Below are 16196 nucleotides of genomic sequence, written 5' to 3' on the forward strand. Positions count from 1 at the left end.
TTGTCTCCGTTTAGCGGCCGCCAATATGCTTCGCGATAACGGGAAAATAGCTATCCCCCGAGCCGGCATCGATCGCTTCCTGCAACACCGTACCGACCAGCTCCGCACCGCGGATTTTCAATCCCGCATCGGCCGCCAGCTCCAGCGCATAGGAAAGATCCTTCAGCGCATATTCGGTCGAGAACGCCCGTTCCGGAAAATTGCCCGGCACGATCGCCTTCATGCCATGATTGCGCAGCGCAAAACTGTCGGCCGAGCCCTTGGATAGCGTATCGAGCAACAGCTTTGGGTCGACGCCGTTCTGCTTCGCGACAGCGACCGCCTCGGCGAGCGCGTTGACGGTTTCGAACAGCACCATGTTGTTGAGAATCTTCATCACCTGCCCCGAGCCGACGTCGCCGCAATGGGTGACGTCAGTGGCAAAGCAACGGATCAGTGGCTCGATATCGGCATAAAGCGCGGGCGTCGCGCCAACCATCACGCTGAGCGTGCCGTCCTGCGCCGCCTGGCGCGTGCGCGCGATCGGCGCGTCGGCCCAGGACGCATCCTTGGCCTGCAGCAGCTTGGCAAATTCGCGGGTCTGGCTAACCGACGACGTACCGAGGTCTACGACGACCTGGCCGCTGCGGATGTTCTTCAGGATACCGTCGCCCTCAAACACCGCACGCACATGTTTGGCGCTTGGCAGGCAGAGGAACAGCAAATCGCTTTGCCTGACGACGTCGGCGACGGAGCCTGCGGCCTCCGCTCCCTCGGCCTGCAGGCGAGCCAGCGGCTCGGCCGCAAGATCGAACGCGATCACACGCTTGCCGCTCTTCTTCACGAGATTGCGGCAGATCGGCTCGCCCATCACGCCGAGGCCGATAAGGCCGATCGTGTTGTACGCTAGCATCATAACCGTCCGTTATTTCGCAAAGGAACGCGACGGCGCCAGGTGCAGTGCGAACGCGTCGACCTTGTCGCTGGCGCGCGGGTAGATCTCGCTCACGATCGGATCGTGGCCGGGAATGAAACGGTCGGGATGGCCGGCCAGCCGCTCGACGATTTCCCAGCCCTGCGCCATGTCGCCGACATTGTAGACGATCGGAAACGGGCTGCGCTTGTGCAAATTGGCGTAGTAGTGCGAAGCGTCCGACGCCAGCACCACCGGCCCCCGCGCAGTTTCGACGCGCACGACCTGCAGGCCATCGGAATGGCCGCCGACGCGATGTACCGTCACGCCGGGGACGATCTCGCCGTCGCCGGAATGGAAAGTGACGCGCTCGCCATAGACGTGGCGCACCATCGTGGTGACGTGCTCGACCGAAAACGGATGCCGCAACATGCCGTTGCACATGCAGCGTCCTGTCGCGTAGCTCATCTCGCGGTCCTGCAGATGAAACCGCGCGTTCGGGAATCGGTCGAGATTGCCGGCGTGGTCGTAATGCAGATGGGTGACGATCACGTCGCGAATCGTATCGGCGGCAACGCCGAAATCGGCCAGTGCGTCGACCGGATTGAGCGTGAGTTTGCGCGAACGCGCCTTCGCCTCCTCGGCGTTGAAGCCGGTGTCGACCAGGATGTCGCGGCCGCCCCCTCTGATCAGCCAGACGAAGTAGTCCAGATCCTGCGCCGTGGTTTCGTGCGGATCGGGGATCAGAAAATTCAAATGGGGGGTGCGCGGCGACATCGTCGCATAGCGCAGGGCATAGATCTCGTAGGCGTTTCCCATCGGTGTCGCTTTTCTTTTGTGCTGAACTTTTTGTTTGCTGAACTTGGCCGATGCCGGCAGCAAGCCATTGTCATCTGCAAAGGTCAAACGCGGTGCGCGAATGACGACCGCGCGGCATTGCAGAGCAGGACGTGAGAGGGGTCACATTTCCATGGTGGTCGTCACCCGCAGGGGACCCGCTCCAGAGCAGCGGCGCTGGACTCGATAACCGCGGCGGGACTCGCCAAAGGCGAGACCCGGTGGCGGGCTAACCGTCGCATTCGGACGCAGCCGGGCACCGACGAAAGGATGGTCGAGCAGATCGGGAACCGGCTGGACAGACCAAGTCACGCCTAAGGTGTTGCCGCCCGTCAACACTGTCTATCGTCGCAATTAGTGACGAGATCGCAAGCGGTTGACGGGCTGTGCGCGCGGTTTGATAATGCAGAGTGCGTAGAGTAAGGTCGCCGCGGCGCAAGCTGGTATCGGCGCCATTTTGGCTGGATTGCCGTCAATATGAAAACCCGCCTTGTATTGTTCCTTTCCCTGATTTTTGCCGTCGCGTCGGTAGCCCCGTCGCTCGCAGCCGGCGAACGTTATGCGCTGGTGATCGGCAACGCGAAATATCCGGACGCCGAGGCGCCCCTGAAGGAACCGATCAATGATGCGCGCGACATCGCCGAAGAACTCAAGCGCGACGGCTTCAATGTCGATATCGGCGAGAACCTGACCGGCGAGCAGATGCGCCGCGCCTTCGAGCGGCTGTACGGCAAGATCAAGCCCGGCTCGGTCGCGCTGATCTTCTTTTCGGGTTTTGGCGTGCAGTCGAGCCGCCAGAGCTACATGATCCCCGTCGATGCGCAGATCTGGACCGAGGCCGATGTTCGCCGCGACGGTTTCAGCCTTGAAACCGTGCTGGGGGAGATCAACAGCCGCGGCGCGGGCGTCAAGATCGCGCTGATCGACGCCAGCAGGCGCAATCCGTTCGAGCGCCGGTTCCGCAGCTTTTCCGCCGGCCTTGCGCCGGTTATCGCGCCGAACGGCACGCTGGTAATGTATTCGGCCGCGCTCTCGTCGGTCGTTTCGGACAATGGCAGCGACCGCAGCCTGTTTGTGAAAGAGCTGCTCAAGGAAATCCGCACCCCCGATTTGATGGCGGAGGAAACGCTGAACCGCACCCGCGTCGGCGTCACCCGCGCCTCGCGCCAGGAGCAGGTGCCGTGGATCTCTTCGTCGCTGGCCGAGGATTTCTCCTTTATTCCCAGCGGCGGGTCGCGGCCGGCGAGCCCGCCGCCGGCTCCGGTGGCCGCAGCGCCAACGCCCCCCGCGCCTGCACCCGCTCCTCCCCCTGCTCCCGCACCTGCCGCGCCCCAGGTGGCCGCGCCTGCTCCGCCACCGCCTCCTCCGGCGCCGCCGAAGCCGGCGGTTGAAGCCGCGATTCCTCCGCCTCCGCCGCCGGCCAAGCCAGTCGAGAGCCCCAGCCCGACTGCGGTTGCGCTGGCCGATGATCCGACCATCAAGAACCTGACCACCAGGCTCAACGACAATCCGGACGATGCTGCCGCGCTGTACCGGCGCGGACAGGTCTATGCGAGCAAGGGCGCCTACGAGCTCGCCATCAAGGACTTCAACAATTCGCTGCGGCTCAATCCGAAGGATGTGGAAGCTTACAACAACCGCTGCTGGGCCCGCACGGTGATCGGGGACCTGCAGGCGGCACTGAAGGATTGCAACGAGGCGTTGCGGCTGCGGCCGAATTTCGTCGACGCGCTCGATAGCCGCGGCCTCGTCAACCTGAAAAGCGGCCAGAACAAGAATGCAATTGCTGATTTCGACGCCGCCCTCAAGATCAACCCGAGATTGACGTCGTCGCTGTACGGCCGCGGTCTTGCCAAGAAGCGCAACGGCTCGATTTCGGAAGGCGATCTCGACATTAACAATGCGAAGGCGATGGACCCCAATATCGTCAAGGAATTCGCCGATTACGGGGTGCAGTGACGATTTTTTAGGTATGAAGGCTGGCGGCGCCTCGAACCCTGCGGCGGGCGCCCAGACTAAAGTAAAGCAGCCGGCCGCAAACCAAGGTGCGGCAGCTCATTTGGATGACCTTAGAACCGCGTGGGAAGCCCGCAGGAGGGGGACTGGCAATGGCAACTTTCTCAGCAAGGAAAACTCTTATCGTCTCGGTTGCAGCGCTCGGTGCCGCAACCTGCTTGAGTGCGGGAACTGCCCTCGCGCAGGGCAGGAACGTCACCGAGGACCAGATCATCCGCGCGCTGGTACCTGAGAAGAAGCCACTCACCCGTGGCCTTTCGGTCGGCCCGCAGCAGACCGTCGACCCGACTGCAGTCGCCACCGAAAGCAAATTGGTTCAGAAATTCCGCGGTCGCTCCACGCGTTCGCTTTCGACCGCCGAGCGCGAGGAAATCGCCACCATCGTCAAGGACAAGCCGAAGATCGATCTGGAAATCAACTTCGACTACAACTCGGCCGATATCAGCGCGAAGTCGCTGCCATCGGTTCAGGCGCTCGGCCGCGCGCTTACCAACAACGACCTCAAGGGCTCGACCTTTGTGGTCGCAGGCCACACCGATGCGGCCGGCGGCGAAGCCTATAATCAGGATCTCTCCGAGCGCCGCGCCGACGCCATCAAGCGCTATCTCGTCGACAAATACGGCATCAACGGCACCGATCTCGTCACCGTCGGATATGGCAAGAGCAAGCTCAAGGATCCGAGCCAGCCGCTGGCGGAAGTGAACCGCCGCGTCCAAGTCGTGAACATGGAAAACAAGGCCACGGCGTCGAACGCATCCAACTAAGGGGCGTGGCGCCGACCGATATTTTGCGGCTACAATACGTCCCGCAGCACCCGTGCGGGACGTATTCGTTTTGGGCGAGATCGCAGGCCTGCGGCCAGCCAATGCGCCCTGTTTGATTTGACTTCCAGTCTGGATTGATCCGGCGATGAAATTCTCCGAATACCTTAAACCTGCGCTCGGAGTGGCCTTCGTTGCCGCTCTCGCCGTCGGCTATTACTGGTTCGAGCACCGTCCGCGCGCAGAAGAAAAGGAAACGCCGGGTAAGGCGCTGGTGATCGTGACCAAATCCACCAATGCCTGTTTCTCCGACATGGTGCGCGTCACCGGCTTTATCGTGCCGCGACGCGAGGCCCAGATCGGCGTCGATCAGGAGGGCTCCAGGGTCACTGATCTGTTCGTCAAGGAAGGCGATACGGTGACCGAAAATCAGGAGATGGCGCGCCTCACCCCGCCGCCGCAACAGCCGGGAGCCCCGGGAGGCCGGTCTGCACCGATATCGCTTCGCGCCCCCGCTGCTGGTCTAGTCACCGAAGTCAGGACTGCGGTCGGCGCGCCGGCTTCGCCGCAGGCCGGCCCGATGTTCCGCATTTCGGTCAACAATGAAATCGAGCTCGAGGCCGAAGTGCCGAGCGTTCATCTGCTCAAGCTCAATCCGGGTGCGACGGTACGCATCAGCCGTGACGATGCGCCCGATGTCGTCGGCAAGGTCCGGCAGATCTCGCCGCAGATCGACCGCAACACCCAACTCGGCAAGGTTCGGATTTCGCTGAACAACAATCCCTCCCTCAAGGTCGGCATGTTTGCCCGCGCCAATATCGATGCCAAGCGCTCCTGCGGCGTCGCCGTCCCGCGCACCGCCATCGACCGCCTGACCCTGCAGGTCGTGAAGGGCAACACTATCGAGACGCGAAAGGTGCGGGTCGGCCTGACCTCCGAAACCTCAACTGAAATTCTTGAAGGCCTCGACGTCGGCGAAACCGTCGTGGCCGATGCTGGCACCTCGCTGCATGACGGCGACCAGGTCAAGACCATGTTCGCCGATGAACTCGAGCGCACGCGGGCACGCTAATGGCTTTGAACATCTCGGCTTGGTCGATCCGGAACCCGCTTCCTTCGATCGTCTTTTCAATCATTCTCCTGGTGCTCGGCTGGGTCAGCTTCACCAAGCTCGCGGTGACGCGGCTGCCGAGCGCCGACATCCCCGTGATTTCGGTCGCTGTAGCGCAATTCGGCGCCGCTCCGGCCGAACTGGAAGCGCAGGTCACCAAGACCATCGAGGACGGCGTATCCGGCGTGGAAGGCGTGCGGCACATTTCGTCCTCAATCACCGACGGCCTGTCGGTGACGACGATCCAGTTCGCGCTCGAAACCAACACCGATCGCGCGCTGAACGACGTCAAGGATGCCGTCACCCGTGTACGCGCCAACCTGCCGCAGAACGTCAACGAGCCGCTGATCCAGCGCGTCGACGTGATCGGCCTGCCGATCGTCACCTATGCCGCGATCTCGCCCGGCAAGACGCCGGAACAGCTTTCCTATTTCGTCGACGACGTCGTCAAGCGCGCGCTGCAGGGCGTCCGCGGCGTCGCGCAGGTCGAGCGCATCGGCGGTGTCGAGCGCGAAATTCTCGTTTCGCTCGATCCCGACCGGCTGCAGGCGGCCGGGCTCACCGCCGTTAATGTCAGCCAGATCCTTCGCGGCACCAATGTCGACCTCGCCGGCGGCCGTGCCGAAATCGGCAAGAACGACCAGGCGATCCGCACGCTGGCGGGCGCCAAGACACTGAACGATCTCGCCGGCACGATGATCCCGCTGTTCGGCGGCGGCGAAGTCCGGCTCGACGACCTCGGCACCGTCACCGACACCATTGCCGATCGCCGGACCTTTGCCCGCTTCAACGGCGAACCGGTGGTGGCGCTCGGCATCAAGCGCTCCAAAGGCGCCAGCGACGTCGTGGTGGCGGAGGCCGTGCAGAAGCGCATCGATGCGCTGAAGGTCGCCTATCCCGACGTCGACCTGAAACTGATCGACACCTCGGTCAACTTCACCAAGGGCAACTACGATGCGGCGATCTCGACCTTGTTCGAAGGTGCGATCCTCGCGGTGATCGTCGTGCTGCTGTTCCTGCGCGATATCAGAGCCACCATTATCGCCGCGATCTCACTGCCGCTGTCGATCTTCCCGGCGTTCTGGGCGATGGACCTGCTCGGCTTCTCGCTGAACCTCGTCTCCTTCCTCGCCATTACGCTGTCGACGGGTATTCTGGTCGACGACGCCATCGTCGAAATCGAGAACATCGTGCGCCACATGCGCATGGGCAAGTCGCCCTATCGCGCGGCGCTCGAAGCTGCCGATGAAATCGGCCTCGCGGTGATCGCGATTTCGCTGACCATCATTGCGATCTTTGCTCCCGCCAGTTTCATGTCCGGTATCGCGGGACAGTTCTTCAAACAGTTCGGCATCACCGTGTCGGTGCAGGTGTTCTTCTCGCTCCTGGCGGCACGCTTCGTGACGCCGGTGCTCGCCGCCTACTTCCTCAAGGATCACCCGCACGAAGACCCGCCGCCCGGGCGCATCCTGCAGACCTACAGCAAACTCGTGACCTGGTCGGTGCGGCACTATTTCATCACGGTGTTGATCGGCTTCGGCGTTTTTGCCGCCTCGATCTGGAGCATCACGCTGCTGCCGCAAGGCTTCCTGCCGGCGCAGGACACCGCACGCTCGCTGCTGGCAATGGAATTGCCGCCCGGCTCACAGCTCGCCTACACCGAAAAGGTCACTGAAGAAATCGTCGCCCGGCTGCGCAAGCGCCCCGAGGTGAAGAGCATCTTCGTCGACGGCGGGCGCGTGCCGCCGGGAACGCAGGAAGTCCGCCGCGCCGCGCTGATCATCAACTACACGCCGAAGGCCGATCGCAACATCACCCAGCGGCAGCTCGAACTCGAGATCGGCCGGGAACTGGAAAACGTTCCTGATATTCGCTTCTGGTTCCTCGACGAAAACGGCCTGCGCGCGATTTCGCTTGTTGTGACCGGCGCCGACAGCAATATCGTCAACAACGTCGCCAGCGAGCTGGCGACGCAGATGAAGCGGATTCCGATCATCGCCAACGTGATCTCGGAAACCGCGCTCGACCGGCCCGAGCTTCGCATCCGTCCGCGCGCCGAACTGGCGGCCCGGCTAGGCGTTTCGACGGAGAGCCTGTCACAGACGATTCGCGTCGCCACCATCGGCGACGTCGGACCGGCATTGGCAAAATTCGATGCCGGCGACCGTCAGGTGCCGATCCGTGTCCAGCTCGAAGACAGTGCGCGCAGCGACCTGCAGATGCTGCAGCAATTGCGGGTACCGCTCGGTCAGCGCGGCGAACGCGGCGGCGTGCCGCTATCCGTCGTCGCCGACATCCAGCTCGATCAGGGCCCGACCAGCATCAACCGTTACGACCGCGAACGGCAGGCAACCGTCGCCGCCGACCTCGTCGGCACCGCAGCCCTCGGCGATGCCACCAAGATGATCTACGACCTTCCGGTCATGAAGAGCCTGCCGAAGGGTGTGAAGGTCAGCCCGTCGGGCGACGCCGAGAGCCTCAACGAATTGTCGGAAGGTTTTGCGACTGCGATCACTGCCGGCCTGATGATGGTCTATGCGGTGCTGGTGCTGTTGTTCGGCACCTTCCTGCAACCGATCACGATCCTGTTCTCGCTGCCGCTCTCGATCGGCGGCGCGATCGCGGCGTTGCTGCTGACCGGCAAGCAGCTCACCACGCCGGTGTGGATCGGCATCCTGATGCTGATGGGCATCGTTACCAAGAATGCCATCATGCTGGTCGAATTCGCGAGTGCGGCGATCCGCGAGGGCAGGAAGCGCGAAGACGCGATGATCGACGCCGGTATGAAGCGCGCCCGCCCGATCGTGATGACCACGATCGCAATGGCCGCGGGCATGATGCCGTCAGCACTGGCGTTCGGCGCCGGCGGTGAATTCCGCTCGCCGATGGCGCTCGCGGTGATCGGTGGCCTGATCTTCTCCACCATCCTGTCGCTGGTGTTCGTGCCCGCGATGTTCATGGTGATGGACGATTTCGGCGCCCTGTGCTGGCGCCTCGGCAAGAAGCTGATCGTCTCCAGCGCGGAGACTGAGTCTGGTGATCATGGATCGGACCATCACGGCGAGCCGCCGGCCAAGGGTCCGCCCGCGATGTCGCCTGCGGCGGAGTGAGGAGCAGCCTTGGCCGATCCGAGCGATCCCCGCTACCTATCGTTCTTCCAGGCTCTGCGAGATGTGTGCCGGATGTGCAAGATCTCCACGGCGTCTCGAACTCGATAGAATATTTTGTACGGATATCGAGCGACGAATATCATCCGCACATCGGGATCATCTGTCCGGTAGCCGCTGTGCGGATGGTCTTTGAGCTGCGCTACCGTCTCGCGAATGCTGGCCGCTACGTTCTTCGCGCCGCCGACAGATCGCTCTCTCAAATACTGCAATATTTGCTCTCGATCAGAGAACGCCGCGGGCGTGTAGCGTATTCTTATCCTTCATGACGCTTGTCGGCTTCGGCAACCTGCTCATCCGACACGAATTCCCCGCGGTCGGCCTCTGCCAGTCCCTTCCCGACAGCCGCCCGCTCGTCGTCGGACATCGTATAGAGGCCGGTCCGGCGTGCCTCGATTTCGCGGGCGTACTCGGCAAGTTCCTCCTGGTCCTCGAGGGGCTAGGTCTCGGCGTGCTCGATCATTTCTTTAAGTATTCTGTTCATGCGTTCATCATACCACAGGGGGCAATGCCTGACGATGGATGGGAACCTACTCGTTCCTTGCCACCGCCGTCAGCTTGGTCATGTTCTGCAGCAAAATCCGCCCGCGCTGCAGGTCCAAGATGCCGTCCTTGCGCCAGAGCTGCAATTGTCGGTTGACGCTTTCGCGAGCGGCGCCGACGAAGACTCCGAGCTGCTCCTGCGAGATGTGAACTTCGGAACCGAAATCGGAAGCGAGCGCAACGAGCCTCCGCGCCAGCCGGACCGGCAGCGGCTGCAGCACGGATTCTTCCATCCGTTCGCTCTGCCAGCGGATGCGCTGGCACAACAGCGTGATGATCTTGATCGCGACCTTGGGCTCGCGTTCCAGGAAGGCGAGGAAATCCTCGCGCCGCAGCACGAACAGTTCCGACGGCTCGCCGGCAGTGGCGTCCGCGGTACGGCTCTGACCGTCGAGCACGGCGACTTCGCCGAAGAGATCGCCGGAGCCCATGAAATTCAACGTCAGGCGGCTGCCGTCGGAGGCGCCGGTTTCGATCCGGATCTGGCCGCGGCGGACGCCGTACAGGGCGTCGCCGGGATCGCCCTTCTGGAACAACATTTCGCCGACGCCGAGCTGCTGGGTGTGGCAAAGGCCGGAGATGCGCTGCAATTCGTCGGCGCCCAAATCCGCAAACATCGGGTTCATTTTCAAAATGACCGCAAATTCGGCCTGTTTAGTCATTGTATCGCCTTCCAGATCGGCTCCACCGCCCCCGAACGCCGTTAGCAGGATTCCCCTGCCGACGAGTGTGTCATAAGTCACATAACTTTGCAGTACCCCCGGATTATTTTTGGCTGCATTGGGCGCTATCCCTTTCCGGGATAAGCTCGCCCGACCGGTTGCGACGGCGTGTCGAGCCACCGAAATAAGAGCCGTTTGCGCGGTCTGGAATGTCGATATGAGAGCACTGAAAATTGCCGGCGCCATCATTGCCGCCGTGATCGTCGTCATCGCGCTGCTGCTGGTGATCGGCATCCCCTCGGGCTACCTGAAGGCCGAGATCCAGGAGCGGATCGAGCGCGAGACCGGCTACAAGCTCGCCATCAATGGCGGCGCCAAGATCGGCCTGTGGCCACAGCTCAACATCCGGCTGAACGATGTCACGCTGCAGGATCCCAGGGATCGCGACATCAACCATCGTTTCACGGCCTCGAGCATCGAGGCGGACGTGACGCTGGCGAGCCTGTGGGCCGGCCGGCCGCAGATCACCGAACTCGTCATCATTCGCCCGGTGGTGAATTTGCCCCTGAAGCGCGAGCGCGTCAGGGAGGCCAATCCTCCCTCGAAGCCCGCCGGCGGCAAGACGGCGGACGCCTTTTCGATCGAGCATGTCAGCGTCACCGGCGGCACCATCGTGTTCTCCAATCTGCGCGACCGCGTCGAGAACAGGATCGAGACCGTCAACGCCGACATCACGATTGATGCGGACCGCAAGGTCACGCTATCAGGCAGCGCGCGCAGCGGCGGCCATCCGCTGAAAGTCGAAGCCAAGGCGGCGCTGCCCGCCGCCCCGGTCGAACGGCAGAACATCCCGGCCGAGATCAAGATCGATGCGCCGGGCCTGTTGCACGCGCAGCTCACAGCCAAGGCCGAAGCCCGGCTCAACGGCTCGGTCGTGATGATCAACGGCGTCACCGGCGCCCTCGGCGACGGCGCGTTCAACGGCTGGGCCTCGGTCGATCTGTCGAGCAAGCCGCTCGTGAAGCTCGACCTCGATTTCCAGAAGCTCACGGTCGCGATGCCGCGCAGCACCGATTCTTCCTCAGGCCAGCCCTGGAGCAACGCAACGATCGACGTCAACGGGCTCAACTACGTCGACCTGCAGGCGCGCATTTCTGCGGCCGAACTCAAGATCGGCGACGCGCGCTTCACCCCTGCCGCGATCGACGCCACGCTCGCAAGCGGCGTCTTGAAGGCGCAGGTTTCCAACCTTGGCGCCTATGACGGCAACGCCAATGGCGACCTGACCGTCGACGTCTCCACCGCCAATCCCACTTATGCGATGCGGGCCGACCTCACCGGCGTTCGCGCGCTGCCGCTGCTGGATGGCCTTGCCGATTTCGACAGGATTGACGGCAGGATGCAGGCGAAGATCAGCGTGCGCTCCAACGGTACCAGCCAGCGCGCGATCATGTCGAACATGGCGGGCACCGCCTTCGTCGTGTTCCAGGACGGCGCCATCAAGGGGCTCAATGTCGCGCAAATGATCCGCTCGCTGACGGCGAGCACGCTGTCGGGCTGGCAGGAGAGCGATGAGAAGGCGACGGACCTCAGCCAGCTTTCGGCGTCGTTCAAGGTCGACAAGGGGCAGGCGCAGACCACCGATCTCAACCTCGTCGGCCCGCTGGTGAAGATGACCGGCGTCGGCACCATCGATCTCGGCACCAAGCAGATCGGCTTCCGTGTCGAGCCGAAACTGGTGATGACCACCGAAGGCCAGGGCCGCGTCAGCGATCCGGTCGGGCTCGGCATTCCCGTGATGATCGAGGGACCGTGGGGGAGCCCGCGGATTTATCCGGAGATGCAGGGCATTCTCGATAATCCCGACGCCGCCTATGCCAAGCTGAGGGAGATGGGCAAGGGCCTGTTCGGCGCGAACGGCGCCGGGCTGGGCGCTGCAATCGGCAACCTGCTCGGCGGCGGACAACAGGGTGCGGCCGGCGGACAGGGCACTGCGCCCGGCAGCGGCCAGACGGGCGGCAGACAGAATGATCCGCTCGGCGGCCAGCTTGGTGAGACCATCGGCAATCTCATTCAGGGCCTGGGTGGATTGGGCCAGAGCCAGCCTCAAGGCGGCGCGCGCCCGGGCGGTCAGCGGAGCCTGACGCCGACTTCGCCAGCCGAGGCGCCGGCCCAAGCCGCGCCGGCCGAGCCGGCAACTCCCGCAGCACCACCGAGCGATACGACGGCGCAGCAGGACAGCCAGCCGATGAACGAGGTGTTGCGCCAGTTGTTCAATCGGTGAGGCCCACGGCCCCGTTTCCTGCCTGAAATCCGGGCTAACCATGCCGGCGGAGGGTCCGCCAGCCCCCTCAATTCGTGCTAAACAGGCCTCATCCGGGGCCCCGATTGCGGCCGGCCCCGCAGCAAGCGACGAACGGATGCGCATGCTCAAGGGCGTGACGCACGAGGGTCCGGATGAGCGAGGGCAACGATAGAGCAAAGTTTCGGCGCGAAGGGCTGTTTGCCAAATACGTCGTCGCGCTGGTCGGGCTCGTCGTGTTCGTGCTGGCCATCAACGGCGCGATGGAAATCTGGATCACCTATCGCGGCATCAAGAGCTCGCTCCACGACGGCATGTCGGATAAGGCGGAGGCGACCGCCAAGCGGATCGCGCAATCGGTCTCCGAGCTGGAGCGGCAGATCTCCTGGGTGACGCGCGCCTCCACCAAGACGATCGAGGATCGCCGCGCCGACTACACACAATTGCTGCGGCAGGTGCCGCAGGTCAGCCAGCTCTCGCTGCTTGGCAGTAACGGCCGCGAGCAGCTCCGCCTGACGCGGCAGACCGTCACGCTCGGCAGCAACGCCGATTTCTCCCGCGATGTCCGCTTTACCGAAACCGTCTCGCGCGGCACCAGCTTTGCCCCGGCCTATCTGCGCGACCAGCAGCCGTTCATGTCGATCGCGCTGTCGCATGCCGACGGCAGCATCACGGTTGCCGAGATCGATCTCGATTTCCTCTCCGAATTTTTGATCGACGCCCAGGTCGGCAGGGTGGCATATGCCTATGTCACGGACGCCAAGGGCGAGGTGCTGGCCAGGTCCTCGAACGGGCCCGAGGTCGGCAAGGATCTGTCGGCGCTGCCGCAGGTCGCTGCCGTCAGCAAGCCCGGCGGCGTCGCGCCAAGGTCGGGCACCGATGCCAATGGCGATGCCGTGCTGACGACATCGAGCTTGGTGCCGAAACTCGGCTGGCGCGTGTTCTTCGAACAGCCGACGGCGCAGGCGCTGACGCCGATCCGCGATCAGCTCGTGCGAATCGCGCTGTTGATCGCGCTTGGCCTCGTAGTCGCGATCATCGCCGGCACCATCATGGCACGGCGCCTGCTGGTGCCGATCACCGCGCTGCAGGCCGGCGCGCGGCGGCTCGGCGCCGGCGATTTCGGCCACCGCATCGAGGTGAAGACGTCGGATGAGTTGGAGGAGCTCGCCAACCAGTTCAACGGCATGGCCGGGCAGCTCGCCGAGACCTATTCGAACCTCGAAACCAAGGTGAACGAGCGGACGCGGGACCTGGCGCAATCGATCAACGAGCTCAAGGTGCTCGAGGAGGTCGGCCGCGCGGTCGCCTCCTCGCTCGATCTCAACGCGGTGCTGCCCACGGTCGCCGCGCGCGCGCTCGAGATCACGCATGCCGATGCCGTGCTGATCTATGGCTATGACGCCGGCAATCATCAGTTCAGCCTCACTGAGGCCATCGGCATCGACAAGGCTGCCGAAGGCCGCCATCGCGCCATCGACGCCGACCATTCGCCGCTCGGCGAAGCCGCCACCAGCGGCGAGCCGATCGCGATCCCGCAGCTTGGCGCAACGCCCGAACATCCGCTGCGCGATGTCGCAATGGAAGCCGGCTTCCACTCGGTGCTGGTGGTGCCGCTGGTCGATCAGACCGGCATCTTGGGATCGCTGGTGGTGCTGCGGCGGAACGAAGGCGAATTCTCCGCCAATCTGATCGGCCTGATGAAGACCTTTGCTCACCAGGCAGTGCTGGCGATGCGCAATGCGCGGCTGTTTTCCGAAGTGGACCACAAGAGCCATGAGTTGCTCGCCGCCAACGACATCGTGCGCGAACAGGCGAGCAAGCTGCAGGAGCAGACCGACCAGCTCCGCGACTGGAACCGCTCGCTGGAGGAGCGCGTGGAGACGCAGCTCGGCGAGATCGAGCGCATCCGGCGGCTGGAGCGTTTCCTGGCGCCGCAGGTGGCGCAACTGATCGCCTCCTCCGACGGCCATGAGGGCCTGCTCGACAGCCACCGCCGCGAGGTGACGGTGGTGTTCTGCGACCTGCGCGGCTTTACCGCGTTCACCGAGACCACCGAGCCGGAAGAGGCGATGAACGTGCTGCGCGAATATCACGCAGCGCTCGGCGAACTGATCTTCAAGTATGAGGGCACGCTCGACCGCTATGCCGGCGATGGCGTGATGATCCTGTTCAACGCGCCGATCCAGTTCGAGGACCACACCGCGCGCGCGGTGCGGATGGCGGTGGAAATGCGCGACACCATCGGCGGCCTGACCGAGAAGTGGCGCAACCGCGGCCACAATCTCGGCTTCGGTATCGGCATTGCGCTCGGCTACGCCACCCTCGGCCAGATCGGCTTCGAGCAACGCCTGGAATACGCCGCGATCGGCAGCGTGACCAATCTCGCGTCGAGACTCTGCGACGAAGCCAAGGCCAACCAGATCGTGGTGAGCCGCCGCGTCTACGGCATGGTCGAGCCATGGGTCGAGGGCCGCCCGATCGATGATCTGAATCTGAAGGGATTCAATCATCCGATTTTGGCGGCGGAGATCATCGCCTGGCGCGAGTCGGTCGACAACGTCGTCGATGCCGCCGCGGCGGCACGACGGAAGAAGATGCAGTAGCCGCGTCCCCTCCCGTCATCCCTGCGAACGTTTCCGTCGTCCCTGCGAACGCTGGGACCCATAACCACTGCTCGGACTTGTTGAAACAAGCCGTCTCCCCGCGTGCCCCTTACGCCGGCCGCGGCGTATGGGTCCCTGCGCCGAGTGCGCGGTTGCGCACGGAGGCAGGGACGACGGCGAATGCGCCGTGCGCTCGCTTCAGAATTTCAAACAGCCCGGAACGTTCTCTCCGTCGTCATTGCGAGCGAAGCGAAGCAATCCATGGCGCGGCAGAACGGATGCATGGATTGCTTCGTCGCTTCGCTCCTCGCAATGACGGCGGAACAAACACACACCAAATCCTCCCGCAGCGCCGTTGCGCGCGAGGATTTGCTCTATTCGCTCGCCCTCACAAAAATCAGAGGGCGCAGGGAAGACCGGGTGCTCGCTGCACCCGCGGTCTCGCGCGCGATTTGCGCATAAAGAAAATGCCACACGAGCATACAGGTCCAGCGGAAACACTCCGGCCTTCCCTGCGCAATGGCTTACGGCTTATACGTGATCTCCCCGGAGAACGGCTTTCTTGCCTCCGTCGCCCCTGAGAAGCTTCGCTTCTCACGAACTTGACGCCAGCACCGCGAACGTCAGGACCACACGACTTCACCGTACGCTTCAGCGCCGCTCGCCGGCGCTAAGTCTGCGCCCCGACGCTGCCTGCGTCCACCGCACCCCGCCCCAACGTCCGTGACGATGGCGATACGCCCCTCTTGGTGGGACGGGATGCGCGGAGTTGTAGGACTGATTTGGGTCAATCGCGAAGCGGAATATTTTTGCGCGCAGGACTGGACGGGGCAAATCACGTTGAGACCGTTGGAGAAATTTGTTCAACCGCGCACGCACCGCGTTGCGGCAACCGCCGCGGCCGCCTGACAACAAGCCACGTGGACGCCCCCGCCTGTCAGTGCCAACCGGGCTGCTGCATTCGCGCGCGGGTCTGCGCCAATTCTTCGAGGCTGCTGTCGATCTGCGTGCGGTACATGCCGATATCCTCGAGATGGCGATCGTCGAGCTTGCGCAGGGCCTCGCGCATGGCGTGCCGTTCGTGGCGCGCAATGACCGCTGCGAGGAAGCGGTTGACGAGACGGCGCAGGCGCGCGAGCCAAACCGCAGTTCGCCAGGCAAATGGTCTGGTGGCGGAGGCCGGAATGGTGGTCAGCATAGTCATGGCTATTTTCTTTCAAACGGTAGCCGGAACCCGGTGAGCTTGCCGGGCACCCTCTCTATCGAAGGCCTGCTGCCAGCATGGTGTCAGCAGGCTTC

General features: G+C 63.6%; 11 protein-coding genes. 6 read left to right on the forward strand and 5 right to left on the reverse strand.

Annotated elements, in window-relative coordinates; all coding sequences use genetic code 11:
• Positions 1-10 precede the first annotated feature (10 nt).
• A complete protein-coding gene (locus LMTR3_RS25940) occupies positions 11-892 on the reverse strand; it encodes an NAD(P)-dependent oxidoreductase (protein WP_065747883.1) in 882 nt (293 codons plus the stop codon).
• A 12-nt stretch (positions 893-904) separates the two neighbouring features.
• The gene (locus tag LMTR3_RS25945; protein ID WP_065747884.1) at positions 905-1711 is read right to left on the reverse strand and encodes an N-acyl homoserine lactonase family protein; all 807 of its coding nucleotides are present in this window, start codon (positions 1709-1711) and stop codon (positions 905-907) included.
• Between the two features lie 495 nt (positions 1712-2206).
• Between LMTR3_RS25945 and LMTR3_RS25950 the strand changes: the two genes are divergently transcribed.
• The 4 genes from LMTR3_RS25950 (at position 2207) to LMTR3_RS25965 (ending at position 8727) form a co-directional block, all read left to right on the forward strand.
• Complete coding sequence (locus tag LMTR3_RS25950; protein WP_065747792.1) at positions 2207-3688, forward strand: caspase family protein; 1482 nt, start codon at positions 2207-2209, stop codon at positions 3686-3688.
• A gap of 149 nt (positions 3689-3837) precedes the next feature.
• A complete protein-coding gene (locus LMTR3_RS25955) occupies positions 3838-4509 on the forward strand; it encodes an OmpA family protein (protein WP_065747793.1) in 672 nt (223 codons plus the stop codon).
• Between the two features lie 145 nt (positions 4510-4654).
• Positions 4655-5578 (forward strand): efflux RND transporter periplasmic adaptor subunit, encoded by a 924-nt coding sequence (locus tag LMTR3_RS25960; protein WP_065747794.1) that lies wholly within the window; start codon positions 4655-4657, stop codon positions 5576-5578.
• Entirely contained in the window at positions 5578-8727 is a 3150-nt protein-coding gene (locus tag LMTR3_RS25965; protein ID WP_065747795.1) for an efflux RND transporter permease subunit, read from the forward strand. Before LMTR3_RS25960 ends, LMTR3_RS25965 begins: the two co-directional genes overlap by 1 nt.
• Positions 8728-8759: 32 nt before the next feature.
• On the opposite strand, the gene LMTR3_RS36810 is transcribed toward LMTR3_RS25965, so the two are convergent.
• Together LMTR3_RS36810 and LMTR3_RS25970 are read right to left on the reverse strand one after the other, a co-directional pair.
• Positions 8760-9044: a type II toxin-antitoxin system RelE/ParE family toxin gene (locus LMTR3_RS36810; protein ID WP_084029803.1), complete on the reverse strand. Its 285-nt coding sequence runs from the start codon at positions 9042-9044 to the stop codon at positions 8760-8762.
• 270 nt (positions 9045-9314) lie between these two features.
• Entirely contained in the window at positions 9315-9989 is a 675-nt protein-coding gene (locus LMTR3_RS25970; protein WP_065747796.1) for a Crp/Fnr family transcriptional regulator, read from the reverse strand.
• A 217-nt stretch (positions 9990-10206) separates the two neighbouring features.
• Here LMTR3_RS25970 and LMTR3_RS25975 point away from each other — a divergent pair, with 217 nt between their 5' ends.
• Both LMTR3_RS25975 and LMTR3_RS25980 read left to right on the forward strand, forming a co-directional pair.
• The gene (locus LMTR3_RS25975) at positions 10207-12273 is read left to right on the forward strand and encodes an AsmA family protein (protein WP_065747797.1); all 2067 of its coding nucleotides are present in this window, start codon (positions 10207-10209) and stop codon (positions 12271-12273) included.
• A 173-nt stretch (positions 12274-12446) separates the two neighbouring features.
• Positions 12447-14897, forward strand: a complete 2451-nt coding sequence (locus LMTR3_RS25980) for an adenylate/guanylate cyclase domain-containing protein (protein ID WP_065747798.1) — start codon at positions 12447-12449, stop codon at positions 14895-14897.
• Positions 14898-15834: 937 nt separating this feature from the next.
• Here LMTR3_RS25980 and LMTR3_RS25990 read toward each other — a convergent pair.
• Positions 15835-16101, reverse strand: coding sequence for a YjiS-like domain-containing protein (locus tag LMTR3_RS25990; protein ID WP_084029804.1), 267 nt, complete (start codon positions 16099-16101; stop codon positions 15835-15837).
• Between the last annotated feature and the right edge of the window lie 95 nt (positions 16102-16196).

The organism is Bradyrhizobium sp. LMTR 3 (assembly GCF_001693485.1).
In the GTDB taxonomy this organism is placed as follows: domain Bacteria; phylum Pseudomonadota; class Alphaproteobacteria; order Rhizobiales; family Xanthobacteraceae; genus Bradyrhizobium.